The 25,506-nt window shown below is 46.8% G+C and carries 26 protein-coding genes; 3 read left to right on the forward strand and 23 right to left on the reverse strand.

Features of this window, described 5'->3' with window-relative positions; all coding sequences use genetic code 11:
- The first annotated feature begins 4 nt into the window (after positions 1-4).
- The 3 genes from SPICA_RS08465 to SPICA_RS08475 are packed head-to-tail and all read left to right on the forward strand — an operon-like array spanning position 5 to position 2,728.
- On the forward strand, positions 5-868 hold the full coding sequence (locus SPICA_RS08465; RefSeq protein ID WP_013969115.1) for a hypothetical protein: 864 nt from the start codon (positions 5-7) through the stop codon (positions 866-868).
- Positions 859-1,077: a hypothetical protein gene (locus SPICA_RS08470; protein WP_013969116.1), complete on the forward strand. Its 219-nt coding sequence runs from the start codon at positions 859-861 to the stop codon at positions 1,075-1,077. Before SPICA_RS08465 ends, SPICA_RS08470 begins: the two co-directional genes overlap by 10 nt.
- A complete protein-coding gene (locus SPICA_RS08475; RefSeq protein WP_013969117.1) occupies positions 1,070-2,728 on the forward strand; it encodes a nucleoside kinase in 1,659 nt (552 codons plus the stop codon). Before SPICA_RS08470 ends, SPICA_RS08475 begins: the two co-directional genes overlap by 8 nt.
- 100 nt (positions 2,729-2,828) lie before the next feature.
- Here the strand turns inward: SPICA_RS08475 and fliJ are convergent, their stop codons facing one another.
- Genes fliJ through rsmH form a run of 23 tightly spaced genes read right to left on the reverse strand, consistent with a single transcriptional unit; the run spans position 2,829 to position 25,499 of the window.
- Positions 2,829-3,278 carry a flagellar export protein FliJ gene (fliJ, locus tag SPICA_RS08480; RefSeq protein ID WP_013969118.1) on the reverse strand — a complete coding sequence of 150 codons (450 nt, stop codon included), beginning with the start codon at positions 3,276-3,278 and terminating at the stop codon, positions 2,829-2,831.
- Entirely contained in the window at positions 3,275-4,630 is a 1,356-nt protein-coding gene (locus tag SPICA_RS08485; protein WP_013969119.1) for a FliI/YscN family ATPase, read from the reverse strand. The genes fliJ and SPICA_RS08485 overlap by 4 nt, the downstream gene beginning before the upstream one ends.
- 11 nt (positions 4,631-4,641) lie before the next feature.
- Positions 4,642-5,592 (reverse strand): flagellar assembly protein FliH, encoded by a 951-nt coding sequence (gene fliH / locus SPICA_RS08490; protein ID WP_013969120.1) that lies wholly within the window; start codon positions 5,590-5,592, stop codon positions 4,642-4,644.
- Between the two features lie 3 nt (positions 5,593-5,595).
- Positions 5,596-6,666: a flagellar motor switch protein FliG gene (gene fliG, locus SPICA_RS08495; protein WP_013969121.1), complete on the reverse strand. Its 1,071-nt coding sequence runs from the start codon at positions 6,664-6,666 to the stop codon at positions 5,596-5,598.
- A 3-nt stretch (positions 6,667-6,669) separates the two neighbouring features.
- The gene (gene fliF, locus SPICA_RS08500; RefSeq protein WP_013969122.1) at positions 6,670-8,376 is read right to left on the reverse strand and encodes a flagellar basal-body MS-ring/collar protein FliF; all 1,707 of its coding nucleotides are present in this window, start codon (positions 8,374-8,376) and stop codon (positions 6,670-6,672) included.
- 29 nt (positions 8,377-8,405) lie between these two features.
- Positions 8,406-8,783 carry a flagellar hook-basal body complex protein FliE gene (gene fliE / locus SPICA_RS08505; RefSeq protein WP_013969123.1) on the reverse strand — a complete coding sequence of 126 codons (378 nt, stop codon included), beginning with the start codon at positions 8,781-8,783 and terminating at the stop codon, positions 8,406-8,408.
- A gap of 3 nt (positions 8,784-8,786) precedes the next feature.
- Positions 8,787-9,245: a flagellar basal body rod protein FlgC gene (flgC, locus tag SPICA_RS08510; RefSeq protein WP_013969124.1), complete on the reverse strand. Its 459-nt coding sequence runs from the start codon at positions 9,243-9,245 to the stop codon at positions 8,787-8,789.
- Between the two features lie 26 nt (positions 9,246-9,271).
- Entirely contained in the window at positions 9,272-9,691 is a 420-nt protein-coding gene (gene flgB, locus SPICA_RS08515; protein ID WP_013969125.1) for a flagellar basal body rod protein FlgB, read from the reverse strand.
- 49 nt (positions 9,692-9,740) lie between these two features.
- Positions 9,741-11,219 carry an ATP-dependent protease ATPase subunit HslU gene (hslU, locus tag SPICA_RS08520; protein WP_013969126.1) on the reverse strand — a complete coding sequence of 493 codons (1,479 nt, stop codon included), beginning with the start codon at positions 11,217-11,219 and terminating at the stop codon, positions 9,741-9,743.
- A gap of 2 nt (positions 11,220-11,221) precedes the next feature.
- Complete coding sequence (gene hslV / locus SPICA_RS08525; RefSeq protein ID WP_013969127.1) at positions 11,222-11,755, reverse strand: ATP-dependent protease subunit HslV; 534 nt, start codon at positions 11,753-11,755, stop codon at positions 11,222-11,224.
- Positions 11,752-12,660: a tyrosine recombinase gene (locus SPICA_RS08530; protein ID WP_013969128.1), complete on the reverse strand. Its 909-nt coding sequence runs from the start codon at positions 12,658-12,660 to the stop codon at positions 11,752-11,754. Before SPICA_RS08530 ends, hslV begins: the two co-directional genes overlap by 4 nt.
- The gene (gene topA, locus SPICA_RS08535; RefSeq protein WP_013969129.1) at positions 12,644-14,782 is read right to left on the reverse strand and encodes a type I DNA topoisomerase; all 2,139 of its coding nucleotides are present in this window, start codon (positions 14,780-14,782) and stop codon (positions 12,644-12,646) included. The genes SPICA_RS08530 and topA overlap by 17 nt, the downstream gene beginning before the upstream one ends.
- A 3-nt stretch (positions 14,783-14,785) precedes the next feature.
- Positions 14,786-15,685, reverse strand: a complete 900-nt coding sequence (gene dprA / locus SPICA_RS08540; protein ID WP_013969130.1) for a DNA-processing protein DprA — start codon at positions 15,683-15,685, stop codon at positions 14,786-14,788.
- Positions 15,678-16,400 carry a tetratricopeptide repeat protein gene (locus tag SPICA_RS08545; protein WP_013969131.1) on the reverse strand — a complete coding sequence of 241 codons (723 nt, stop codon included), beginning with the start codon at positions 16,398-16,400 and terminating at the stop codon, positions 15,678-15,680. Before SPICA_RS08545 ends, dprA begins: the two co-directional genes overlap by 8 nt.
- Complete coding sequence (locus tag SPICA_RS08550) at positions 16,397-17,299, reverse strand: tyrosine recombinase (RefSeq protein WP_013969132.1); 903 nt, start codon at positions 17,297-17,299, stop codon at positions 16,397-16,399. Before SPICA_RS08550 ends, SPICA_RS08545 begins: the two co-directional genes overlap by 4 nt.
- A gap of 17 nt (positions 17,300-17,316) precedes the next feature.
- Positions 17,317-18,510 carry a cell division protein FtsZ gene (gene ftsZ, locus SPICA_RS08555; protein WP_013969133.1) on the reverse strand — a complete coding sequence of 398 codons (1,194 nt, stop codon included), beginning with the start codon at positions 18,508-18,510 and terminating at the stop codon, positions 17,317-17,319.
- Positions 18,511-18,564: 54 nt separating this feature from the next.
- Positions 18,565-19,821 carry a cell division protein FtsA gene (gene ftsA / locus SPICA_RS08560; RefSeq protein ID WP_013969134.1) on the reverse strand — a complete coding sequence of 419 codons (1,257 nt, stop codon included), beginning with the start codon at positions 19,819-19,821 and terminating at the stop codon, positions 18,565-18,567.
- Positions 19,814-20,635 carry a cell division protein FtsQ/DivIB gene (locus SPICA_RS08565; RefSeq protein ID WP_013969135.1) on the reverse strand — a complete coding sequence of 274 codons (822 nt, stop codon included), beginning with the start codon at positions 20,633-20,635 and terminating at the stop codon, positions 19,814-19,816. Before SPICA_RS08565 ends, ftsA begins: the two co-directional genes overlap by 8 nt.
- A complete protein-coding gene (gene ftsW / locus SPICA_RS08570; protein WP_013969136.1) occupies positions 20,628-21,773 on the reverse strand; it encodes a putative lipid II flippase FtsW in 1,146 nt (381 codons plus the stop codon). The genes SPICA_RS08565 and ftsW overlap by 8 nt, the downstream gene beginning before the upstream one ends.
- Positions 21,770-22,849 carry a phospho-N-acetylmuramoyl-pentapeptide-transferase gene (gene mraY / locus SPICA_RS08575; protein ID WP_013969137.1) on the reverse strand — a complete coding sequence of 360 codons (1,080 nt, stop codon included), beginning with the start codon at positions 22,847-22,849 and terminating at the stop codon, positions 21,770-21,772. The genes ftsW and mraY overlap by 4 nt, the downstream gene beginning before the upstream one ends.
- A gap of 1 nt (position 22,850) precedes the next feature.
- Positions 22,851-24,257 (reverse strand): UDP-N-acetylmuramoyl-tripeptide--D-alanyl-D-alanine ligase, encoded by a 1,407-nt coding sequence (locus SPICA_RS08580; RefSeq protein WP_013969138.1) that lies wholly within the window; start codon positions 24,255-24,257, stop codon positions 22,851-22,853.
- A complete protein-coding gene (locus SPICA_RS08585; RefSeq protein WP_013969139.1) occupies positions 24,250-24,540 on the reverse strand; it encodes a septum formation initiator family protein in 291 nt (96 codons plus the stop codon). The genes SPICA_RS08580 and SPICA_RS08585 overlap by 8 nt, the downstream gene beginning before the upstream one ends.
- Entirely contained in the window at positions 24,540-25,499 is a 960-nt protein-coding gene (gene rsmH / locus SPICA_RS08590) for a 16S rRNA (cytosine(1402)-N(4))-methyltransferase RsmH (RefSeq protein WP_013969140.1), read from the reverse strand. The genes SPICA_RS08585 and rsmH overlap by 1 nt, the downstream gene beginning before the upstream one ends.
- Positions 25,500-25,506 lie beyond the last annotated feature (7 nt).

Below are 25,506 nucleotides of genomic sequence, written 5' to 3' on the forward strand. Positions count from 1 at the left end.
CCATATGAGCCTTATTGTTGATCTTTACGCTTTGCTTGAACAGCAGAAACCCCGTCCTGAGCATTGGGCTTTGGTAGATGCTTTTGATGCTGTTACTAACGGAATGGACAATCCTGAAGCTTTGGAACGGATCCGTTCTTTAGACAGCATTGAATTAAACAGCTGGAAATGGCTTATTTATGCAATCAAAGCCCTTTATGAAGGCAATGCCAGCATGGTTGAGCAAGCCATACACCATATATCAGAGGGAACACCACCAGCACTGCTTAAACCTCTCTTTACTACCTGGCTCTCTAAACGACTCCAAAGACAGAATCTGTATCTTGATAAACCGGAACTGGCAGATTTATTTACCCAATTAAGTCTCCCCCAACACCCTCTTGTCAATAGGGCCGAGCAAGCAGAAGAAGCCCTCAAACAGAGCTTTCTACCTCTCTTTGAGCAATATTTTATTAAAATTCTTCGTGAACTGTACCAGATAGACACTGAAACAGGCCCAGGCCTTGCTGTCCGTTATGGTATACATACCCTTTGCTTGCTTTATGAAGGGGGATACCAGTTGGAGAATGTACTTCCACTTCTGGTACAAGCCCTTGGTGAAGCCGATGGATGTGCCTGCCTTGCCCTGGCATTCATCAAATTACAAACTATTAATCAGAACCTGCAGGAACGTACCCTACAGGCCCTCGATGCATGTCTGGCAGCTCCAGACGGTAGATTCCTTAACGCAGATATGAAATGTACCCTTAGTATCATAAAAACGTTTTTTAATACTTCGGGTATAGTCGATATAATTCAGATAAAACTCCAAAACGTAAGAGATCCGGTACAGATGGAATTATTTAATGAGGAGTTATTATGGAATTAATCGAAATTTTAGAAAAGGCACACGAGAAAGGCGCCTCTTCTGAAAGTCTTGTTAAACTTACTAAGGTCTTTCAAGAGCTCGCAATTCCTTCAGAATTAGCTCAAGAGCTCCCACCATCATTACAATTTATAGGTCCCCGCCCATGGATAAATGCCATAAAGACATTATATGCGAAAGGTAGCGAAAAGGGAGGAATAGGGCATGAATGAGATTGAAGTACACTTTCCTAATGGGAAAAGCATAAGAACCATATATGGGACAAAGGTCGAAGGACTACTTGAACATTTTGATGTATTAGATTGCCCCATTGTTGCAGTAAAGGCAAATAATGAGTTATTAGCGCTTTCAAGCAGGCTCGAAGTGAATGCAGTTTTGGAACCGGTTACGCTTTCATCTTCAGAGGGTACCTCTATGTATCGCCGCTCCCTCTCATTTTTATTAGCTGTAGCTACAAAGGCGCTGTTTCCTAACCGCACCCTTCAGGTGGGGCATTCTCTGGGTCATGGCTATTTTTATAGTTTTGCAGATGAAAAAAAACCTACAGCGGAAGAACTGACAGCCCTCTATGAAAACATGAAAAGTCTGGTGGATAAAAATATTCCAATCCGTTTTTTCTATCTATCCTATGCCGATGCCCTAGATCACTTTACAAAAAACAATCAAACCGATACAGCCCTTCTTTTGGAACAACAAAGTAAGAGCATGATACCAGTGAACGAGTGTAACGGGTTCATTGATGTATGCATCGCTCCATTAGTACCAAGAACTGGTCTCTTAACAACCTTTGAATTGTTGGCCTACGAAAATGGTTTCCTGCTCCGTTTTCCACCTTCTGGATGCTTTACAAAATTGGATACCTTTGAAGACAGTCCCAGAATATTTGCGGTATATAGGGAATATAAAAAATGGGGTCGTATCGTGGGAGTCCACTCGGTGGGAAACCTAAATGCCCTGGTTTCTAGCAGAAAAATCCGCGAGTTCATCCAAATTGCTGAGGCCTTCCAGCAGAAAAAACTTGCAGAAATTGCGGACTCCATTTATGAAAAACGGGAATCGGTTAAGGTTATTCTTATAGCCGGCCCTTCTAGCTCAGGAAAAACAACAACCGCCAAACGGCTCGTCATTCAGCTACGGGTTCTAGGCTTAGATCCCATTCCGGTGAGTTTGGATGATTATTATGTAAACCATGACAGGACACCCCTTGACGAAGAAGGGAAGCCCGATTATGAATGTTTGGAAGCCCTGGATGTAGAATATCTTAATGAACAACTTGTTGATCTCCTTAAAGGTAAGGAAGTTGAAATTCCAAGTTACGACTTTAAAACCGGAATGCGCCGTGAGTCAGGGGGCAAAAAAATCCAGCTTGGCCGTCGCAGTGTACTCATCCTAGAGGGTATTCATGGACTTAATGATAAACTTACGAGCCACATAGACCGGGAACGAAAATTCAAACTCTATGTTTCAGCTCTGACCCAGCTCAACCTGGATGACCACAACCGTATACCAACAAGCGATAATCGTCTTATTCGCCGTATGGTTCGGGATTACCAGTTCAGAGGGAATTCAGCAGCAGGGACCATCCGGATGTGGCCCAGTGTCCAACGGGGTGAAAAAAAACATATATTTCCCTTCCAAGACACAGCTGATATAGCCTTTAATTCAGCCCTGGACTATGAGCTTGCGGTGCTCAAGGTCTATGCGGAGCCACTTCTGAAATCGGTAAAACCTACAATGCCTGAGTACTCTGAGGCGGTGCGACTCCTTGCATTTTTGGAAAATTTTGCCTCCATTCCGCCCCAGCTCGTACCAAGCCAGAGCATCCTGCGCGAATTTATAGGTGACAGTGAGTTTAAATATTAGGTAATGCGGAAGTAGCGCTCCCTTTCATTTTGCTATGAACCGTCTACAGTGTTTTTGCGGGCTCTGCTGCCAGGCGGCAGCCTCGCCCCGTTACGTTTGTTTAGTCTCCGTCTACCGTGTTTTTGCGGGCTCTGCTGCCGCTGGAAATATCGTCGACAATTTTTATTTCTTCTAAGGACAATTCATATTTATATTCTTTTTGTCGTTTTTCCTTTAATTTATCGAGAACCTTGCGATCTCGGGATGCGTCGAGATAGGCTTGCCGCTTTTCGGCAACCACAAGCTCCGCCCTGGCCGCAGCCTCAAGAAGGCTTTCCTTTGTTTTATCGAGCCTGAGAATATAAAGATCTGTAGCTTGAATTTGGGCTACCGTGCGGCCAGGGCGGAAGCGTTCAGCGGCAGCTTCGGCCCGCTCCTCTGCAAGTTGTTCTAATCGATTTTGAATACTTTGTAATTCCCCCATAGCTTTTGCAAGGGCTAATTCTGCTTCCCCTTCGTAATAAAGCCTCAGTTCTAGGAGTTTATCCAGATGAAAGCGGAACCGTTTCATACATATTGACCCAGTTCATCATCAGGTATTTGCATATTTGCCAGGTTTCCCAGAGTCTGTAAAGTTTCCTGAATACTATTTTTTTCTTCAACTGCTTGAATAAGGAAATTGTCAATCGCTGATTTTTTAGCAATTGCTTCATCAATAGCAGGGTTACTTCCCGGTTTATAGGCCCCCACATCGATAAGATCCTCTGCTTCTGCATACACAGCCATGAGCCGCCTGATATAACCGCCAGCCTTTTTTGTTACAGGGCCAGCAACCACCGGCGCAAGACGGGATACACTGGAAAGTATATCTATGGCAGGATAATGGTACCGTTCAGCAAGTCTTCTCGACAGCACCATATGTCCATCCAGGATACCGCGGACCGTATCAGCGATAGGTTCATCCATATCATCACCATCTACGAGGATCGTATAAAAACCTGTAATGGTACCTTTGTCACTGGTACCACAGCGTTCGAGCAGTTTGGGCATAGAGTCGAATACACTGGGAGGATATCCCCGGGTTGCTGGAGGTTCACCAATAGCGAGCCCAATTTCGCGTTGAGCCCTTGCAAAGCGGGTCACAGAATCAAAAAGGAGCATTACATCTAAGCCTTGGTCCCGAAAATATTCAGCCACTGCGGTGGCAACATAGGCTCCCCGAAGACGGGACAGGGGCGGAGCACTGGATGGTGAAACCACAATCACCGATCGAGCCAGGCCTTCCGGCCCCAGGTCATTGGCAATAAAATCATTTACTTCCCGGCCCCGTTCACCAATTAGGGCAACCACATTCACATCGGCGCTGGTGTTCCGGGCAATCATACCTAATAAGGTTGATTTACCTACCCCGGAACCGGCAAAGATTCCCATACGCTGGCCCTTCCCGATGGGAAGTAAACCATCAATAGCCCTCACTCCCGTTACAATTCGTTCAGTAATACGTTTCCGCTGTAAAGGGTTTGGAGGGTCAGCCTGGGCTGGATAATACTGGGGGGCTTCGATATCGCCCTTCCCATCGGTCGGTTTCCCGAGTGCATCCAGAACCCGGCCAAGGAGCTTAGTACTGACCGGGATAGAAAGAAGTTCCCCAGTCGAAACAACACGGTTTCCCACTTCGATTCCAGTGGTTTCATCATAGGCCATAAGCTGCACCGTTTCACCCCGAAGACCGACCACCTCTGCCCGGATAACACCACGGCCTTTAGGAGCATAAATACGACACACCTCGCCAATAATAGCCTGGGGACCTCGGCTTTCGATCAAAAGACCTTGCACTTTAGTAATATGACCAACACATTTTATTGGATCAATTTGCTCTGTAGCGTTGATATATTTGGTAAGAATGGAATCGAGTACTGCCATTCGGTACTCTCCTACCGTTCATCGAGGGGAGCCGTACGAGCTTTAGCACGAATAGGTGAAATTTCCAGAATCTTTTGTTCCAGTTCAGCGAGCTGACTCGATATTCGGGCATCGATCTCACCAAAGTCGGTTTCAATAATACAGCCACCCCGATCCACCGAGGAATCCTCTACAACCTGGATATTCTTAACCCCTTCGATAAGCTGAATAAAGTCCTTAATGTGTTCTGTGGTCAGTTTAAGGTCGTCCACATTAACCCGGATAATGATGTCCCCTCGCCCCTTCACCTTCCGCAGGGCCTGAACCACATTGGAAACCACCACATTCCGCTGGTTTTCAGAAATAACCTTAATAACTTTTCTGGTGATAAGCAGCACCAGGTCCACAATCTGCTGTTCCGTCTCTGCAAGGATTTCTGCCCGTTTTTCCTGGGCCCGCTCAAGAATTTGATGAGCCCGCTCAACCAGCCGCTGAACTTCAGCCCGGCCTTCTGCATAGCCCGCTTCCCGGCCCGCAGCAAAGCCCGCAGATTCTGCCTCTTTTCGTTCCTTTTCAAAGGCCTGTTGAGCAGCCTGTTCAATTTCCTGGGCTTTACGTTTTGCTTCAGCAATAATACGCTCAGCCTCATCTTCTGCCTGCCGGCGGATCTGCTGGGCCTGGTCAGTTTTCCGTTTTACTTCCTGAAAAGCGGCATTTTCCGCTTCTTTGATGATCGACTCTGCCTCTGCCTTGGCAGCGTTGATCATCGCTTCCCGTTCCTGTTCCCACTGGGCCTTAAAGGCTTCGGCTTCTCTTCTGAGGTCATCGGCGGTGGGTCCCTGGTAAGCTTCATAGTCCTCCAGTTCCTGTATTTCTTCTTCTTTTTTTTGCTGAAGAGAACTGTTCATGCCGAGGGGCACATCGAGAACTACCGGCTTATCACTTACCAGGACCTCTCCAGGTCTAAATACCGCCTTTGCCATAGATTACACCACCAATTCGTCTTCGCCGGACCGGGCCACAACAATTTCACCGGTATCTTCCAGGTGCCTGATAATTGATACAATCTTCTGCTGGGCTTCTTCCACATCCTTAAGCCGGATGGGCCCCATGTATTCCATATCTTCCTTGAGCATCCCCGCTGCCCGTTTCGACATATTCCTGAATATCTTATCCTGAACTTCCGTATCGACCGACTTAAGGGCCTTCGCCAATTCCTGAGAATCCACTTCACGGAGTACCTTCTGAATAGCCCGGTCATCCAGCATAACAATATCTTCAAAGACGAACATGCGCTTCTTAATTTCTTCAGCCAATTCGGGATCTTCATCCTCCAGGGCTTCGATTATCTGCTTTTCACTGGACCGGTCTACCAGGTTAAGAATTTCTACAATACTCTCAACACCGCCCGCAGCGGTATAATCTTCGCTCGACAGGGTAGAAAGCTTCTTTTCAAGCACCCGTTCAACTTCCCGCAGTACTTCAGGGCTCGTTCGGTCCATCGTAGCAATACGACGGGCGACATCACTCTGTACCTCATGGGGCAGACTCTGTAAAATTATGGATGCCTTGTTCGGTTCAAGGTATGCAAGAATCAGTGCTATGGTCTGTGGATGTTCCTGCTGGATAAAGTTCAACAGGTGGGCTGGATCGGTGCGCCGGATAAAATCGAAGGGCCGGACCTGCAGACTGCTCGTGAGCCGGTTGATAATATCGATAGCCTTCTGACTTCCCAAAGACTTTTCCAAGAGTTCCCGGGCATAATCAATACCACCGGTAGTGATAAACTCGCTGGCCATCATGAGTTCCTGGAACTCCATCAGGATGGCATCCTTCTGTTCCGGTTCTATAGTTTCGAGGCGAGCTATTTCAAAGGTAAGGGTTTCTATTTCATCTTCCCGCAGATGCTTAAATATTTCCGCGGAAATTTCAGAACCTATGGTAACGAGGAATATGGCCGCTTTTTGCCGGCCCGTCAGTTCCTTATTGGCCTTACTCTTCTTGCCACCACCGGCAGCCGCAGGTGCAGCGGCAGGCTGAGTCGTTGTCTTTGCCATTCCCTATTCCTCCAACAACCAGGTTCGGATCAGCTGGGCCACATCTTCAGGATGTTCCTTAGCCATATTGATGGCATTTTCCTGAAGTTCAAGCCGCTTCCGCTCTTCCACCGACATGGAAACTTCCACCCCTTCCTCTTCGGCCTGCCGCAGGGCACTTTCCCGCATCATCTGATGCTGGCGGGACAGCTCTTCTTCCCGCAGGCGTCGGCGCCGTTCCAGTTCCCTGGACACAATTCTGAAGATCAGGAAGGATACTAAGAGAACGGTGATTCCTACCAGTAATAGTAACATGGTAACCTGGAATTGGCGTTGCCGCAAGAAGGCTGCATCCTCTTCTGCAAACTGTTTAGTTCGATCAAACTGGATATTCTGAACCGTTACCGAATCCCCCCGGCTCCTGTTAAACCCAATGGCATCTTGAACTAAGGCCTGAGCTTTTTTCAGCTCCTCATCCGGAATAGGAATGTATTCCCGTTCTATCGAATTATCCTTATTGATAACCGGTTCACCCTTGTCATTATATTTAATTTTCCAGCGGCCATCGATATTCACGGAAACGGTTACCCGGTTAATGGTGGGACTCCGTTCTTCCTGTATCTGACGCCGGTTTATTTCTTCATTCTGGGTCAGGGTCTGCTGTTCCACCCTGCCGTACAGGTTCGACATATCCTTAAAGGCTGGGGGGGTCTGTCCTTCCACACCGGCGGGACCCTCGGGATTAAAACCCGTTCCTTCCCATTTGGTAGAACTCGTACTCTGAGACCTGGTAATGGATTTGACGACCTCTGAGTCATCATAGGGTGTATCCGGATTATCGGGCTTAATCGTAATGGGGAAAAATTCTTCTGTCTGGATTGCCTTTTTTGACATATCCATTTCTATTTTGATGTTCAAATCCCTGACACGATCTGGGGTATAAATTTGTTGTAAGGCTTTGAGAACACTGGCCCGATACTGGACTTCCAGAGACTGAATTAGCCGTTGTTCCCGCTTAGAAAGCTCCAGTCTATCCAGATCCTGCATACCCGCAAAATCGTTCAGAACCAGTCCATTCTGATCGGTTATGACAATATTCTCGTCCTTAAGCCCTTCTACTGCAAATTTCAAGATTTTCTGAATACCCTCAATTTTCTTGCGGTTCGTAGTGATGTCACTTCCAGGCCGAGGGGTTATAATGACACTTGCAGTTACCGGATTCTGATCAGCCTGAAAAAGCTGGCGTTCGGGCATAACAATGGTTACATTGGCATCATCCACATCATCCAGGGCTTTTACATGTTCCGTTACCATCTGGGTAATTGCACGGCGAAGATTCACATTCCGTTCAAAATCGGTAATGGTCCACCGGTCCCGGTCAAAGAGAGCCCAAGGGTCGGTTCCGCTGGGGATTAGGTCTTCCCGAATCAATATGGATCTGAGCCGCCGGGCGGTCTTTTCGTCACTGACCATAATGACACCGGTGGAAGATACGGTGGTTTTGACACCCTCTTCGTTAATCCGGGTAATAATCCGGTCTCGGGCATTTTCATCTTTTATTGGAGCATCGATGATCGGCACCATGGTGGGTGTTGCGGAAACCCGCACCATCACAACTACTGCAACCAAAGCAGCAACCACAATACCAATGAGGATTATTTTTTGGACCAGGGTCCACTTTCCCCACAGAGTCTTGATCTGTTCAATAAACTTTTGCAGCCATTCGTTCATGTTCCCCTCCCCAGAAGAACCTTACGCTCTTACCTTGTATTGATTATCTCTTTCCATCCTTTCACGATCCGGTCTAGCACGGTGCGAGTTATATTGAGGGAAAGATTAGCCTTTGCCATTGCAATGGTAACGTCGTGGGGATCCACTGAATCAGGATCAGTTACCATAGTTTCCATAAGTTCTGTTGAAAGATTCTGGTCCGCATTCACCGAATCGAGGGCCTTGAGCATGGCATCCTCGAAGGATCCGCTTTTAAGTACCGCTTCGGCCCCTACCTTATTGCCCAGTTCTGCCAGGGCGGTCCCGCTGGCCTGGTATTGTCCCGTGGCGGGAACCAGGTGTCGGGGGTTAGTAACCGCCATCGGTATTTTATCGCCACTCACCAGTTCAGGCTTATATATGGTCATCTATTACCTCCCCCCGATTTCCAGGGCCTTCATAAACATGGCCTTGGAACCGTTTACAATTGCTGCATTGGCCTCATAGGCCCGGGATGCAGCGATAAGGTCTACCATTTCGGTAACGATATTCACATTGGGCATTTCCACGTAACCTGCCCGGGGGCCGGTCTTAATTGCATCTGGATGGGTTGGGTCGTAGACAAGCCGGGGCTTGCTGTCATCCTTTTCTACAGTAACAACCCGGACACCCTTGCCTACTCCGCCGTCCATCATATCCGGCAGGAAGGGAGAACGCCAGTAGGGTTGTTCGGTCCGTGGTCGGAGGATAACCCGGCTCCTGCGGAAAGGCCCCCCTTCAGTGGTGCGAGTAGTCGAAGCATTGGCAATATTGTCTGCAATCACATCGGAACGAAGCCGTTCCGCGGTCATGCCGCTGGCTGCAATATTAATAGAACTGAATAATCCCATAGCAAACTCCTACCTATCCTTCTATCCTACCGAAGCACCAGATTGATCTGTCCAAACTCAAAGGTTTGAGCCTGGGCCATCAGGGTGTACATAAGCTGATTCTGAACCGAAAGCATCATTTCCTCTTCCGGATCCACATTGTTGCCGTTATTTTTTGCGGTGGTAACATAATCTAAAACCCGGCGGGGCTGAACTTCCCGGTAATCCCGTTCACGCCAGTTGGGAATATGCTTCGGATTGGTGAGCGTCAGCTCCAGGACGGGCTTATTTTTTGCTGAATCCAGGGCCCGTTTCAGTTCACTTTCAAAATTCACCACTGAACGCTTAAAATTGGGGACATCCGCATTGGCGATATTGTTGGCAATCACATCCCTGCGCACCAGGCTTGCATCCATAGCCCGATGCAGGATGTCGACGGTTTTGGTAAAATCATTCGAAATGTCCATCCAATACCCCCTCTTCTTTGTAATACATCGGCAAAAAAGAGCCTCCCCTTTATAAGATATACCGGCCCAGATCCTGGTCCACCACCAAATCCTTGAGTTTTTCGTCCACATAGGCTTCGGTAATCGGTACCCTGGCGGGGGCAATATCGGGGGCTTCAAAAGAAACCTCTTCCAGAAGGGCTTCCATAATGGTATGAAGCCGCCGGGCACCGATATTTTCCAGCCGGGAATTCACCTCCGCCGCCAGGGTTGCCAGACGTTCAATAGCACCGGGGGTAAACTCAATAGTCACACCCTCAACGGCCAGGAGGTCCGTATACTGTTTTATAAGGGCATTTTTTGGTTCCGTAAGAATCCGCAAGAAATCATCCTTGCCCAGGGATTCCAGCTCCACCCGGAGGGGGAAGCGGCCCTGCAGCTCGGGGATCAGGTCCGAGGGTTTGCTCACATTAAAGGCCCCGGCTCCAATAAAGAGGATGTGGCTCGTGTCCACAGGTCCCCACTTGGTATTTACCGTAGAACCTTCTACAATCGGCAAAATATCCCGCTGGACCCCTTCGCGGGAAACATCGGGACCACTGGTTTGGCCCCCCTTGGCGGCAATCTTATCAATTTCATCTATGAAAACAATTCCAGTCTCTTCTACCCGACGCCGGGCTTCTTCGGTCACCCGATCCCGGTCAATCAATTTTTCTGCTTCTTCTGCAATAAGAATTTCCCGGGCCCGTTTAACTGTTACGACCTTTTTTTTCTTACTGCCGCCAAAGATGCCCATAATGCCGGAGATACTGCTTTCAAGATCCTCCATACCGGGACCGCCTAAAATTTCCATGGCGGGAACCTGGGGTGTCTGCTGAACCAGGATCTCTACGGTCCGGTCCTCGAGCTTTCCTTCCCGAAGCATGATACGGAATTTTTCACGGCTCTGATTTTCTGTACCGGTGTTGGCAGAGCTTTCAGTTCCGGCACTTCCTGTTTGAGCCGAAGCGGCGGGGTTCTCTGTATCGGAACCGAGAAATCCCGTTGCAGAAGCAGGCTTAAAGGCGGAGCCAAAAAGGTTGCCAAAGGGATTGGGGGTCTCCTTGGCGGTTTTATTAGAGCCAGGAAGGAGCAGATCTAAAAGAATTTCCTCTGCCCGTCGTTCTGCTTCTGCCTTCACCTGTTCCTGCATTTCCAGTTTTACCATCTGAACCCCGGCGGCCATGAGGTCCCGGATCATGGACTCTACATCCCGGCCAACATAGCCCACCTCGGTATACTTGGTTGCTTCCACCTTAATAAAAGGAGCCCCTGCAAGTTTTGCGAGGCGGCGTGCAATTTCGGTTTTTCCCACACCGGTCGGCCCGATCATCAATATATTTTTTGGTGCAATATCTTCCCGGACTTCGGGGGGCAGTTTCAGACGTCGAATTCTATTACGCAGGGCCACCGCTACGGCCCGTTTGGCCTTTTTTTGACCAATAATGTATTTGTCCAGCTCCGCTACAATTTCGCGGGGGGTTAGTTTATCAAAGCTCATATCATTCATGGTTAGTTCAATTCCTCTATGGTGATCTGATCGTTGGTATAGATACAAATGGAACCGGCAATCTTAAGACTCTTCTCTGCAATCTCCCGGGCACTCATGGTACTCCCATCCAGATAGGCCAGGGCGGCCGCATAGGCATAGGGACCGCCGGACCCAATGGCCAGGGCCGGCTCAGAGGGTTCAATTACATCCCCGGTGCCGGAAATCAGCAGGGTCTTGGTTTTGTCGGCTACAATGAGCATGGCCTCCAGGCGCCGTAATGCCCGGTCCATCCGCCAATCCTTGGCGAGCTCCACCGCCGCCCGCTGAAGGTCGCCACTATATTCCTTTAGTTTTACTTCGAACCGCTCAAAAAGAGTAAAAGCGTCGGCGGTTGCTCCCGCAAAGCCGCAGAGGACCTTACCGTCATACATGCGGCGCACCTTGCGGGCGTTGTTTTTCATGACCGTATTTCCTGCGGTTACCTGACCGTCTCCAGCCATGGCTACCTTGCCGTCCCGGCGAACCGCAATTACTGTGGTGCTTCTAATTTTCATCGTATCGATCCTTTCCGCATCCCGTGGGGATGGGCTTTTTTGTATATCCGTTTCAGGCCTTCCATATCCACATGGGTATACCGCTGGGTAGTGGATAGACTTGCATGGCCCAACAGTTCCTGAACCATCCGCACATCACAACCCGCATTGACCAGGTGGGTGGCGAAACTGTGCCGCAAGGAATGGGGGTGAATAGGCTTATCCAACCCTGAACGTTCCGCATATTTACTGATAATCCATCTGATGCCGGGCACCGAGAGGGGGCCCCCATTCCTGTTAATAAAGAGATTATCCGTTGCCTTATCCTGGTGGATCCGGCTTGCCCGGCTGGTAAGATACAGGGCCAAGGCTTCCCGTCCTTCATCGGAAAAGAAAACCTGCCGTTCCTTGTCACCCTTTCCCAACACCCAGGCACTGGAAAAATCCCCTTCTAAATCCTGAACCTTCAGGTTTGCCACTTCAGAAATCCGAAGCCCCGCAGAATACATGACCATAATTAAGGCCTTGTCCCGCTCGGGCCAGAGAATTCCCGCCCTATCAGGAAGTTCCGCAAAGTGGGCCATCTCCCCTTCCCAAAGAAAGGTAGGCAATTGTTTTGGCGATTTTAAGTTTTTTAAATCCGCCGTAGGATCATCAGAACGAAACTTAAAACGGTACAGGTACCGGAAAAAGCCCCGAACTGAAGAGAGGGCCCGGTTAATGGAAACCGCCGCAGCTCCTTCGGCAGAAAGGTCGGCAATAAAGCTCTGCACTTCGTAGGGACTGGCTCCATCTGGAGGAATATGGTGATTAGCACAGTATTGGGCAAAACGCTGGAGATCTCGGCTGTATGCATCCAGCGTCCGCGGTGAAACACCCCGGACGGTGCGAAGGTAATCCAGGTATGATTCAATCTTCTCCGTCATGTTCGCTCCCTGCTTCATCCTCTGCACTGTGCAGGTAATCACAGTCCGGATTGATGCACGCCTTGTGGGTTCCATTTTGTTTGTCATATTTTTCTACCAGGAACCATCCACATTTAGGACAATTTATAGATAGGGGTTTGTAGTGGGTAATAAAGTCGCATTCCGGATATCGGGTACAACCATAAAATTCCTTGCCGCGACCCTTGTTTTTCCGGGCAACAATATCTCCGGTACAGCCCGGCCGGGGACATTTGGCAAGGGGAATGGACTTGGTATTTTTACACTCCGGGAAACCTGAACAGGCCAGAAAATAACCGAAACGGCCCAGTTTTTTAACCATAGGTTTGCCGCAGAGCTCACAGGTAAATTCGGTCTTTTCATCCAGAGACCCCTTATAGGATTCCAGGGTCTGCTGAACCTCCTGAACCCGCTTACTAAAGGGATCATAAAATTCCCGGATCATCTGGGGCCAGCTGACCTTGTTTTCTTCGACCTGATCCAGCTTGCTTTCCATGGTGGCGGTAAAGCCCACATCGACCACATTGGGAAAATATTCTACCAGCATGTCGCTGATCATCCGGCCCAGCATCGTAGGCACCAGCTGTTTATTGGAACGGCTCACATAATACCGTTCCAGGAGAACCGAAATAATCGGAGCATAGGTTGATGGACGGCCAATGCCCTTTTCTTCCAGGGTTTTTACTATCGTTGCATCGGTGTAGCGGCTGGGGCCCTGGGTAAAATGCTGCTCCGGGTAAAATTTAACAATTTCCAGCTGTTCGCCGATACTTACCTCCGGCAAGGAGGTATCCTTTTCTTCCTTACTGGTCAGAACTTTAATGACCCGGTAGAATCCCTTTTCTATCAATTTGGAACCGGAAATCCTGAAAATTCCATCACCGCAGGCTATATCCAGACTAATGGTTTTTGAACGGGCAGGATTCATCTGACTGGAAACAAAACGTTCCCAAATGATGGTATAGAGCTTCAGCTGGTCCCTGGTTAAATATTCTTTCACCGCATCGGGGGTATAGGTCACATAGGTTGGCCGGATGGCTTCATGGGCATCCTGGGCTTTTTTTTCAACCGAATAGGAAATTGCCTCCTGGGGGAGATCCTTGGGATAATGCTCAGCAATCCAGTTACGAACATCGGTTAATGCCGCCTGGGAAATACGAACCGAGTCGGTACGCATATAGGTGATTAAACCAACCCGGCTTGAGCCAATATTTACCCCTTCGTATAACTGCTGGGCAATCTGCATGGTTTTCTTGCTGGTAAAGCCCAGCCGATTGGCCGCTGCCTGCTGCAATTTTGAAGTGGTAAATGGTGGTTTTGGCCGGATTGTTTTTTCACTCTCTTTCCGGTCTACCACTTCAGCCTTTGTCTGTTTAAGTTGTTCGATAAGTTCCTGTACAGCCTTTTCATTGGGAAGCACCGGTTTTTCACCCTTCCAGGATACCAATTGAGCAGTAAATGCTGACTTTCCCTTTTTAAAATCCGCATCGAGGGTCCAGTATTCTTCGGGAATAAAGGATTCTACTTCCCGTTCCCGGTCACAAATGAGACGCAGGGCTACCGACTGGACCCGGCCTGCAGAAAGTCCATTTTTCACCTTTTTCCAGAGGAGGGGCGAAAGATTGTAGCCTACCAGGCGGTCTAAAACCCGCCGGGCTTTTTGAGCATTGACGAGGGCTTCGTTAATATCCGCAGGCTTGTTTACCGCTTCCTTAATTGCAAGGGGAGTAATTTCATTAAAAACAATACGCTTTATGGGAGTAGATTCAGCTTTTTCTTGAATTGCATTCTGCAGATGATAGGCAATTGCCTCTCCTTCCCGGTCATTATCACTGGCGAGGAGGACCATTTCTGCCTTCTTTGCATCCCCCTGGAGTTCTTTGAGCAGTTTGGCCCTGCCCCGAACGGTGATATATTCGGGCTCAAAGTCATGATCCACATCAATGGCCAGCCGGGATTTTGGAAGGTCAATCAGGTGGCCCATGGAAGCCTTGACCATGTATTCTGTTCCCAAATACTTTTCTATGGTTTTAGCCTTCGCTGGAGATTCAACAATAACCAGGGTCTTCTTTTTATCTTGCTTTTTCTTTGTTCCTGCTGCCATTATTCACTCCTCAACTGCAGATACATTCATCATTTGAGACCACGCTGAAAAAAGCCGCTGTACCGTATCAATATAAGGGGCCCCTTGTTCAGTTAGGTTCCTGCCACCCCCACCACGGGGACTAGTACGACACACGGAGCCAACCAAAACATCCCTGCCCTGATCCAGAGCATACTGGGCAGTGATAAGCGAACCTGAATGTTCAGGTGCTTCTACCACAATAGTTGCTCTTCCCAATGCAGCAATGATGCGGTTTCGAGCCGGAAAATGCCACTTATAGGGAGGAATGCCGGGAGCATATTCGCTCAATAAGCATCCGCCTGTTTCTAATATTCTGAGTGCTAAAGGCCGATTAGAAACAGGATACACCGAATCGAGGCCATTACCTAAAACAGCCACGGTCTTACCCCCTCCCTCCACATTACCTCGATGCGCCATACTATCAATCCCCCGGGCTAACCCAGAGACAACAGGAATGCCCGCATTTCCCAGTTCATAGCCGAAACGATAGGCCTGGGTCCGGCCTGCACCGGTGGGATTTCTGGTACCGACAACGGCAACCATAAACTGCTCGGGATCAGGAAGCACCCCACGGTAATACAAAAGCAACGGAGGATCGGTCAATTCCCGGAGCAGAGGCGGATAGCCAGGACAGCCATAGGAAACTGCAAAAATAGATCGTCTACGGGCCATTTCAAGCTGGTTCTTCGCCTGTTCCAATTCCTGTTCTGGATTCCACCGGGTTATTTGAACCGGCCTTCCAATAAAGTCCTCTATCTGATGAATAGATAAAGAAATAAATCCTCCAATAGTCCCAAGACGATTAAACAGATCTAACTGTTCCTTTTTTTGGAGGAAACTCAGATTTGCTATGCCCTGGGCTAGAAGGAGACTATCATTCATATAATTGTTCCAAAATTATTTTTTTGTTGTTCTCTGCTTCGGACTTTTTCGAGGTATCCCTAGTGATAGCTATAATGCGGTCATAAAGGGACAAAGCCTCTTTTAAGTCACCGGTCATGTAATAGGCTCGAGCTAGAATGAACATGGCATCCACATCCCGGGTCTGTAGTTCTAGATACCGTTTTAAATGGGGAATGGCAGCTTCAGGACGATTTAATTCAAAGACATAAAGAACCCCAATAGCGTACCGAGGACGAGCATAGTTGGTATCTAATTCAATAGCCCGTAAATGAGCGGCTTCTGCTTGGGAAAAATAGCTTTCCTTTTCTTTACCATAGGTAGATTTCGCTAAGATTGATGACGAAAGTCCAAACAGATAATGCAACGTTGCATCCTCAGGTTGGAGACGAATCGCTTCTTTAAGTGTTTCAAGAGCCTCACCATATAGTTTTCTGTCCATGAGCCGGACAGAGAGGATCTTCCAGTAGATGCCAATTTGAGCAACATCCCGGGCATACATCTCGATTCGGTCCCCATAGACAGTTATTGCTTTTTTTAATCCCTCTATAGTTTCAGGTGGTGCGCCTCCGTTTCCCATCTCAGCAATACGCACTGCAAGGGCACCCCAGCTTGCATTTCTTCTGATTATATAGCCCCCAACAGCAACAGTAACAATAACAACTAATATAAGAACCACAATCCATGACTTTTTCATTCTGTATACCCCCGAAGCCTCGGAACAAAACGACGATGCTGTTCCCGAAGCACCGTGTTATCCACATGAGTATAAATCTGGGTAGTTGTTAAATCTGCATGCCCTAAAAGTTCCTGTACAGAACGCAAATCCGCCCCCCCAGCCAGCAATTCTGTAGCAAAACTATGTCGTAACACGTGCACTTTAGAACTGATGCCAAGAACTGACGCGAATTGGGCATAGTTTTTCCAGATACCTTTCCGTGATAACCGCTTACCTCTACGGCTTAGAAAAAGGGCTCGGCTTTTAATGTGGCGGGCTAAAGCCGGACGAGCTTCAGTCATATAACGCTTCAGCCAGGAATCCGCCTCAGGCCCAAAAGGAATAAGCCGCTCCTTATTTCCCTTCCCCACTACTCTGATAAGAGATTCAGAAAAATAGACATCCTGTACGTCAAGGTGTACGGCTTCAGAAATCCTAAGTCCACAGGAATATACGAGCTCAAACAAAGCTCTATCGCGTATGCCCTGTGGTGTATCCAGAGAAATACTTGAGAGCAGGGTCTCGATGGTCTCTCGTGAAAGAACCTTGGGAATCCGTTGAGGCTTCCGGGGAGATTCGAGTAATAAAGCAGGATTATCCTGTCTTAGACCTTGATCAAGGAGAAAACGGAAAAATGAACGTAAAGCTGAAATGGCCTTAGCTACTGATCGAGAATCCAAAGCCTGAACATCACGGCGAAATTCAAGATAACGCTGTAGGATTTGTACATCCAATGTGAGAATATTTTGTTCTTCTTGAATCGCCCATTCAAGAAGACGACTAATCTCTGCCTCATAGGTTTCAGCCGTAAGGGGGGCCCTGTGTTCAATTGCGAGTAACCGTGAATGATAGGCAGATAGGATATGTTCCAGTTCCATGAATCAGGAGGTCCTTTTTATTTATCCACTGTAGTCTTATCAGGCCCTAATAGTTCCTGAGTAAATTTCCGCCCCCTAATAACTGTCGGAATTTCTAAATCATCATCACCGATATTTCTATGACTTAAAAATTCGGTACTTTTCTTTGCTGTCATTGTTTGCCATTCATCAAAACGAATAAAATCACTATCAATATTATGTTTTTTTTCAGAAACAGTTGTAGGATGAACAGTCTCTCTAGTTGAAGTATTAAACCCTGTTGCAATGACTGTTACCTGAACCTTATCTTGAAAAGATGGTTCTTCAGCCATCCCAGAAATAATAATGGCATTTTCATCCGCATTAGCAGTTATAATGTGTATAATTTCTTTATATTCTTCTAGGGAAAGATCAGGACCACCAGTTACATTAACTAAAATCCGCTGAGATCCTTCTATCCGAGAATCTTCAAGAAGGGGATTATTAATTGCATTAGTAGCAGCATCTACCGCTTTATTTTCACCGGTTCCAACACCAATTCCCATTAAGGCATCACCTTGACCTTCCATTGTGGTCCGAACATCTGCAAAATCAATATTTATTGTTCCTGGAATGGTTATAAGATCAGAAATTCCTTGAACCCCCTGGCGTAATACATCGTCGGCTATAAGAAAAGCTGTTTTTATCGACGTCTTTTTATCAACAATTTTAAGAAGATGCTGATTAGGAATTACAATAAGGGTATCTACGGCTTCACGCATTTTGGCAATCCCCTCTTCAGCAAGACGCATTTTATATTTTCCCTCGAATTCAAAAGGTTTGGTAACAACACCTACTGTGAGGGCTCCTAAGTCCTTTGCAATTGATGCAATAACGGGAGCTGCACCAGTACCGGTTCCACCACCCATCCCGGCAGTGATAAAAACCATATCAGCACCTTTAAGGGCATTAGCGATCATATCACGATCTTCCAATGCGGCTTTTTCTCCAATTTCTGGTTTTCCTCCAGCTCCAAGACCACTGGTTAATTTGGAACCAATCGGTAATTTAACCGGAGCATTGGAAAGTTCTAGAACCTGTAAGTCCGTATTAGCTGCAATAAACTGAACATTTTTAAGCCCGCACTCAATCATTCGGTTCACCGCGTTAGATCCACCCCCACCAGCACCGATCACTTTTATAATCGTAGGATTCGGGCCGCTTGTTCGTTCTTCCAGCACCTCAATATTCATATTCCCCCCCAAACCGCTTGTATTTTCTCCGGTCCTTCCCGGATATTCTATAGTTTAGAAAAACTCCTTTTTAAGCCATTCTGCTAGCTTAGAAACTAAGGATCCCTGAGAACGATCTCGGTTCCGCGTTTCTCCTCGTTCTGAATGAGACATGACTTCTCGGTCTGCTCCTTCCAGCACTAAACCAACAGCCGTTGCATAGGTAGGATTCCGATATTCTTCTACAAGACCACCAACAGAAAGAGGCACCCCAACACGAACCGGTACATTAAAAATATGAGCAGCAAGTTCAGCAACACCAACTAACTGGGATCCGCCACCAGTAAGAACAATCCCTCCTGCTAAGGGTCGTATAAGATTGAGTTTATCGATTTTTTCTTTCGCCAAATGGAATATTTCTTCAATCCTTGGTTGGATTATCCGCAATATCTGTATCCTTGGGATAGATACCGGTGGTCTGCCACCAACCCCTGGAACAAGAACATCCTCTTCACTATCGAGAAGCGCTTCCCAACAACAACCAGCCTGAATCTTTATTTTTTCAGCTGATTCAAAGGATATATTTTTTAAGATCGAAATATCACTGGTAACCTGGGAACCACCAACGGGGATGGTAGCCGTATAGTATGGGGCTCCTTCAGAGTACACCAGAATATCCGTAGTTCCCCCGCCAAGATCGATGAGCACAACCCCCAATTCTTTTTCTTCCGGGGTTAAAACAGCCCTGCCTGCGGCGAGAGATTGGAGTATTAAATCCTGGACCCGAAAGCCAGCCCGGTTTACACATTTCACCAGGTTCTGTGCTGAGGTTACGGAACCGGTAATGATATGGACTTCCGCTTCCAGACGGACCCCAATCATATCCAGGGGATTTCGTATTCCCTTCTGGTCATCCACAATATAGGTCTGAGGAATGACATGGAGCACCTGTCGGTCCATGGGAATAACTACTGCCCGTGCAGCCTCAATCACCCGGTCAATATCAGCCTGAGCAATTTCACGGGTTTCCCTGTTTTTGCCGGTCACTGCGACAACCCCGCGGGAATTGATACCTTCTATGTGGCTGCCCCCAATACCGGTATAACAGGCATGGACCTCCCTACCGCTCATCATTTCTGCCGATTCAATGGCCGCGGCTACCGACCGCAGGGTGGCTTCTATGTTGACGACCACACCCTTACGCAGTCCTGTGGACGGACTGGTTCCGATACCGGTTATCTCGAGAGTACCATATTCATTTCGTTCGCCGATTATGGCGCATACCTTGGTCGTCCCAATATCGAGTCCGACTACCAAACCTTCGCTAGCCAGAGGATGCCTCCTTGGTCCGATACGAAATGGTACCGGTCCGGAAATCAATTTCATCCGTTTGAATGCCCCTGGATGCAAGGACATCCAGAACCAGCATCATATACCGAAGCACGTCTTCATTCAACTCTGAACCAAGCCTCACCCTTCCCATATAGTTTGATGGATAGACAATCAGTTCATAACCGCCATAGGCTTTTTGCTGCAAACGAACTTCAGAAATAGTCTGCAGTAGGGCAGGATTGGTTTTTTCTACCATTTCCAACGAAGCAAAAAAGTTTTTAAGATGTACCGGCAATTTCATGCCCGGCACAACCTGGTCGAACACCAGGCCTGATATAAGGGGTAATGCCCCATGATGAGCCCCACCAATCTTAAAGACTACACCCTCTCTATCAATATAAATGGGAACCAGCTTGTCTGAGACCTTTGCGAGAGAAATTGCAACTGCTGTCCGCTCTTTAAGAACTATATCTACCGAATTGGGAAAATGCTTGGTAATGGCAACTGATTCCACCAAAGGAATTGAAGACAGGGACTGAGAAACCTTATCTGAATTCAACGTGATATAACTCATCGATTCATCAATACCGGCAATACGTAATAAGGCATCCCGTGAATATCCCTGAATTGTGGTAATACGAACCTCATTCAGGGGTAAACATGGTACTATACAGAATTGATAGATCAATTCCATACCCAGAAGCAATGCAAAAATCAAGGTAACCCGTTTTAAAACTACCTCTTTTTGGGATTGGGAACGAGTTTCAGATTCTAGGGTCACATAGTCATCCAGAAACAAAAAACCATCAGACATGGACATCCTCCATTTGCTCAATTCTGCGAGAACCATTTACTAAAAAACCCGTTGCGGCCAGCATCATAGCCAAAGAAGAACCACCAGCAGAAAAGAATGGTAATGGAACTCCTGTAGCGGGGACTACACCTGCTACAACTGCCACATTTAGTATCATTTGAGACACCAGCATGGTGGTAATCCCAAATAAGAGCAATCGTACAAAAATAGTATTACCCTGTGATGCAATCCGGAAACTGCGAATCATAAAAAAGATAATAATTATGAAGAATAGGGAAACTCCAACAAAACCAACCTCTTCGGCAAAGGAAGAAAAAATAAAATCCGATTGAATTTCCGGGACACTCGCTATTTTACGCTGACCTTGCCCAATTCCCTTACCCCAAAACCCTCCAGACATAATAGTAAGCACAGAGGCACGAACTTGATATCCTGCCCCTAAGGGATCCCATTCGGGCTGCATAAAATTGATGAGCCGGCTTAAACGATGTTCTTTCGATAAAATCATAAGAGCCAAGAACGGCGCCGACATGACTGCAAGGCCAATAAAATAACGGAAACGGACCCCTGCCAGGAAAAAAAGCACCATAGCATTGATAAATAAAAACGAAGCGGTTGAAAAATTATTCTGTAAGTAGATAACTACAAAGAACAATAACACCATGATGGTAAGTGGAATGGTTGTCCCCTTAAGTTCATACAGCCTATCCCTTTTTTTATCAAACATATGGGCTAAATATAGTGGCATAATTATTTTTGCAAGTTCCGAAGGCTGAAAAGAGAAATAACCTAGATTAATCCAGCGATTCGCCCCATTTTTTGTAATTCCTATACCTGGAATAAGGGGTAATATACAGAGAAACAGGGTGCCTAGTACTAATGGCATAATATATCTTCGAATAACTTCTAAATTTATTCTGGATGTAATCATAAACAACACAAAACCAGGAATCACAAACAAAAGCTGGCGACGAATAAAGTAGCTGCTATCATTAAACAACCTCTGTGCATAGGCATAGCTTGCAGAATAGAGTGTTACAAGCCCTATGCCAAGAATGAGGAAGATAATACTCACCAACCATGGATCGGACTGTTTTTTAGTTCCAGCCCATTCCATTCCCAGATTATTATTGTTCATTGTATTTTTAATGTTGAAATGGCGATGAGAGCAAAGAGCCCTCCCAAGATCCAAAACCGGATGACAACTTTTGTTTCTGCCCATCCAGACAATTCAAAATGATGATGCAAGGGTGCCATCTTAAAAATACGCTTTTTACGAAGTTTATACGAAACAACCTGTAAAACTACAGAAACAGCCTCAAGAAGAAACACTCCACCTACGATGAGAAGAAGAATTTCCTTTTTTATAATAAGCGATAGGACAGCCATAACGCCACCTAAGGAGAGACTTCCCACATCACCCATAAAAACTTCGGCAGGATGTGCATTAAACCAAAGGAACCCCACACTGGCTCCCACAAGGGCAAGGCAGAAAATGGTTAATTCACCAGCCCCCTGGATATAGGGAATTCCCAAATAAGCCGCATAGTCTGCACGGCCGCTTAAATAGGTTAATACTGAGAGGGCAATAAATACGAGTATTACAAGACCAATAGCCAGACCATCAAGACCATCAGTCAGGTTTACCGCATTTGATTCCCAAACCAGAAGCAGTACGGCAAAGGGAATCCACACCCACCCCAGATTAACTATAGGGTTTTTAAAAAAGGGAAGATACAACTGGGTAATATGTTCATCCTCTGTATAATAGAGGGTTAATACAATAGCAAAGGCTACTCCAAACTGCCCCACTAATTTAGCCCAAGCAGGTAATCCCTTGGAGTTTTTCTGGGTCACCTTAAGATAATCATCGATAAAGCCTACGGCACCAAAACCAACAAAGCCAGTAAGGGTAAGCCATACATAAAAATTGTGCAGATCCTGCCAAAGCAGCACTGCAACAATAACCGAAAGAATAATGAGTACCCCACCCATAGTTGGGGTCCCACCTTTCTTTAAGTGCGATTGGGGACCATCATCCCGAATAGCCTGCCCAACCTTTAAGGTTCTCAAGGCTTCAATAATGCGAGGCCCAAAGAGGAACGATATAAACAAAGCTGTTAACGCACCATAGGCTGCCCTGAAAGTAAGATACCGGAAAACATTCAGAGGGGTAAAGTATTTTACTAAGGGATATAAAAATTCTAAAAACACCCTAAACTCCTTGATTACTCACAATATCGGTCAATCGTTCCAGGGCAACTCCCCGGGACCCCTTTAATAGAACCAGGTCCCCCTGGACCAATGATCCTGCAAGCTCACCTTTTAACATTTCCATATCGGTTGTATGCCAAACCTGTTTTGTTCCAGACCTGGCGATGATATCCTTCATACATGCGGTTTCTGCTCCAAAGAGATACACAGCATCTGCCTTTGACTGGGCTAATATCCTTGCAACACGCTCATGTTCTTGTTCCGCAGCGGTTCCCAATTCCAGCATCGATCCAATTACATAAATTCTACGACCGGACCATTCTATAGCATCACAAAATTCAATAGCCGCGATGGCAGACTCCGGATTGGCATTATAACAATCCCGGATAAGCGTAATTGGCCCTTTGAGTATCTCCCCCCGACCAAAGAGAGGTTTCACTGAAGACAATCCTCTTAGGATAGCAGTTTCACTGACTCCAGCTTCCTGTGCAAGAGCTGCTGCAGCAAGGGAATTGAGAATATTGTGTTGTCCAGGAAGAGCAATGGCAACAGGCTTTCTATTCCAAATAAACTCGATCCCGTCGAGTCCTTTAGTTCGCCCCCCGCCAAAAGAACCGGTTGAACGGGGTCCATAACATTTTACCTGTCCATTGACTGCACGCTGTAAATAATTAGCATAGGCATCATATTCGGGGATGAGGCCAATCTGTTTTCCATTAAATTGAGAAAAGATTGCTTTTTTCTCTTCAGCGATCGCATCCTTTGAACCGAGAATACCGATATGGGCAGTTCCGATATTGGTGATTAACGCAATATCAGGATTCAGCACTGCTGCCAATTCGCTGATCTCCCCACGGCGGTTCATCCCCATTTCAAAAACACCAATCTCATGTTCCGGCCTTACCGAAAACACCGATAAAGGCAAGCCTGTTTCAGAATTAAGATTGCCTTCATTCATAACAACCTGTTTTTCCTGTCCTAAGATTGCAGCGGTTAATTCTTTTACCGTCGTTTTTCCAGAAGAACCTGTAATACCAATTTTTAACAAAGCAGGGAATTGATCCAGATAAGCCTTTGCAGCTTTTTGTAAAGCTCGTAAAGTATCGGGTACAACAACAACCGCCCCATCCTGCTGTTGTGCAGATGCTCTCGCTATATCTTTATATGTTCCAAGCCTATCTTCCTGCATCAGCACAATCGAAGCTCCAGCATTAAAAGCGCTTGAAATATAATGATGCCCATCCTGAACTGATCCGGGTAAAGCTACAAAAAGACTAGCCTTGGTTACTTTACGCGAGTCGATCGCAACAGAGACAAAACCGGCCTTTGCGGAAGCACCTGTATATAACAATGTGCCCTGTACAGCCTTAAGCAAGGCATCCAGGGTCATCAACACAGAATCACCCATCCTGGTTAGTCCTTTTTCCAATATGAATCTGCATTATTTCAGAAGGATTCTTTTTTTGTAATTGCAGTTCATCCCGTGCAATTTTAGAAATACGTTCTGTACTTGAAAGAACGGCAATTCCCGCGATGAGCCGTTTATTTTGTTCAAATTGATTTTGTTGAGCCTTTTCCAAGCGACGAACTTCTTCAGAAAGTTGATAATAACGCACAGACTGCCAGGCATTCAGGGCAAAAAAGAGCGGAATGGTGATAACCCAGATATACAACAACAGTCGTTTCAACATTACAGGTTTTCCTCCAGTACCTTTTCCACCACCCGCAATTTAGCACTTCGGCTGGGGGGATTAGCTTTAATTTCCTCTAAGCTCGGAGCAACCGGCTTCTTGGTAATGAGAGTAACAGTTCTCTGTCCCTTACATGTACATATCGGCGCTTCTGGCGGACAGGTGCAGTCCTTGTTTTTCTCTCTAAAGAAATTTTTTACAATTCGGTCTTCCAATGAATGAAAGGTTATAACACCAAGACGTCCACCATTTTCCAGAACATGCAGGGCTGCGTCAAGCAAGGACTCTAAGCGGCTTAATTCGCCATTTACTGCAATTCTCAGTGCTTGGAATGTTCTCGTAGCGGGGTGTATTGCCCCATATCGATAGGAAACGGGCACAGCGCCTTCTATAATTGAAGCAAGCATATCAGCCGTCTCAATTCGGCTTTTTGCCCGTGCCTCTACAATGGCATGGGCAATCCTGCGCGAATAGCGTTCCTCCCCATTCTGATATATAAGGTCAGCGAGTTCCCGTTCAGATAACTGCATTACGAGGTCTGCTGCACTGGGTCCAAAGGATGGATCAAGGCGCATATCCAAAGCTTCACTTTTTCGGAAGCTGAAACCACGCCCACTTTTTTCATAGTGAAAAAGACTGATACCCAGATCAATTAGAATACTATCGGGACGTTTAATTTCAGAGGGATATTCAGCAAAGAAACTATGGGACCATCCTGAATAAAAATGAATTCGTTCACCAAATTCAGCAAGTCTCTTCCGCGCAACTTCCTGAATACCAGGATCCGCATCCACACCGATGATATAAAGGCTGGGGAAACGACTTAAAAAGGCGTAGCTGTGACCGCCTTCACCAAGAGTAGCATCAATCATAAGAGCATTTTCACTTCGGGGCGCTAGATAATGAAGTGTTTCTTCAAGAAGAACCGGAGTATGAACATAGTGTGCTGTTTCTGACATCATGCCC

The sequence above is a fragment of the Gracilinema caldarium DSM 7334 genome (genome assembly GCF_000219725.1).
In the GTDB taxonomy this organism is placed as follows: domain Bacteria; phylum Spirochaetota; class Spirochaetia; order Treponematales; family Breznakiellaceae; genus Gracilinema; species Gracilinema caldarium.

Excerpts from the sequence above, each read along its gene's own strand:
- flgB (WP_013969125.1), bottom strand. The coding sequence starts at position 9,691 with ATGGACATTTCGAATGATTTTACCAAAACCGTCGACATCCTGCATCGG.
- ftsZ (WP_013969133.1), bottom strand. The coding sequence starts at position 18,510 with ATGAATATTGAGGTGCTGGAAGAACGAACAAGCGGCCCGAATCCTACG.
- SPICA_RS08545 (WP_013969131.1), bottom strand. The coding sequence starts at position 16,400 with ATGAAAAAGTCATGGATTGTGGTTCTTATATTAGTTGTTATTGTTACT.
- flgC (WP_013969124.1), bottom strand. The coding sequence starts at position 9,245 with ATGGGATTATTCAGTTCTATTAATATTGCAGCCAGCGGCATGACCGCG.
- SPICA_RS08485 (WP_013969119.1), bottom strand. The coding sequence starts at position 4,630 with ATGGCAGTACTCGATTCCATTCTTACCAAATATATCAACGCTACAGAG.
- fliF (WP_013969122.1), bottom strand. The coding sequence starts at position 8,376 with ATGAACGAATGGCTGCAAAAGTTTATTGAACAGATCAAGACTCTGTGG.
- SPICA_RS08470 (WP_013969116.1), top strand. The coding sequence starts at position 859 with ATGGAATTAATCGAAATTTTAGAAAAGGCACACGAGAAAGGCGCCTCT.
- SPICA_RS08475 (WP_013969117.1), top strand. The coding sequence starts at position 1,070 with ATGAATGAGATTGAAGTACACTTTCCTAATGGGAAAAGCATAAGAACC.
- SPICA_RS08465 (WP_013969115.1), top strand. The coding sequence starts at position 5 with ATGAGCCTTATTGTTGATCTTTACGCTTTGCTTGAACAGCAGAAACCC.
- hslV (WP_013969127.1), bottom strand. The coding sequence starts at position 11,755 with ATGAAAATTAGAAGCACCACAGTAATTGCGGTTCGCCGGGACGGCAAG.
- rsmH (WP_013969140.1), bottom strand. The coding sequence starts at position 25,499 with ATGTCAGAAACAGCACACTATGTTCATACTCCGGTTCTTCTTGAAGAA.
- dprA (WP_013969130.1), bottom strand. The coding sequence starts at position 15,685 with ATGAATGATAGTCTCCTTCTAGCCCAGGGCATAGCAAATCTGAGTTTC.
- fliJ (WP_013969118.1), bottom strand. The coding sequence starts at position 3,278 with ATGAAACGGTTCCGCTTTCATCTGGATAAACTCCTAGAACTGAGGCTT.
- SPICA_RS08530 (WP_013969128.1), bottom strand. The coding sequence starts at position 12,660 with ATGACGGAGAAGATTGAATCATACCTGGATTACCTTCGCACCGTCCGG.
- topA (WP_013969129.1), bottom strand. The coding sequence starts at position 14,782 with ATGGCAGCAGGAACAAAGAAAAAGCAAGATAAAAAGAAGACCCTGGTT.
- SPICA_RS08550 (WP_013969132.1), bottom strand. The coding sequence starts at position 17,299 with ATGGAACTGGAACATATCCTATCTGCCTATCATTCACGGTTACTCGCA.
- SPICA_RS08580 (WP_013969138.1), bottom strand. The coding sequence starts at position 24,257 with ATGGGTGATTCTGTGTTGATGACCCTGGATGCCTTGCTTAAGGCTGTA.
- SPICA_RS08585 (WP_013969139.1), bottom strand. The coding sequence starts at position 24,540 with ATGTTGAAACGACTGTTGTTGTATATCTGGGTTATCACCATTCCGCTC.
- SPICA_RS08565 (WP_013969135.1), bottom strand. The coding sequence starts at position 20,635 with ATGTCTGATGGTTTTTTGTTTCTGGATGACTATGTGACCCTAGAATCT.
- fliE (WP_013969123.1), bottom strand. The coding sequence starts at position 8,783 with ATGACCATATATAAGCCTGAACTGGTGAGTGGCGATAAAATACCGATG.
- fliH (WP_013969120.1), bottom strand. The coding sequence starts at position 5,592 with ATGGCAAAGGCGGTATTTAGACCTGGAGAGGTCCTGGTAAGTGATAAG.
- hslU (WP_013969126.1), bottom strand. The coding sequence starts at position 11,219 with ATGAATGATATGAGCTTTGATAAACTAACCCCCCGCGAAATTGTAGCG.
- ftsW (WP_013969136.1), bottom strand. The coding sequence starts at position 21,773 with ATGAACAATAATAATCTGGGAATGGAATGGGCTGGAACTAAAAAACAG.
- fliG (WP_013969121.1), bottom strand. The coding sequence starts at position 6,666 with ATGGCAAAGACAACGACTCAGCCTGCCGCTGCACCTGCGGCTGCCGGT.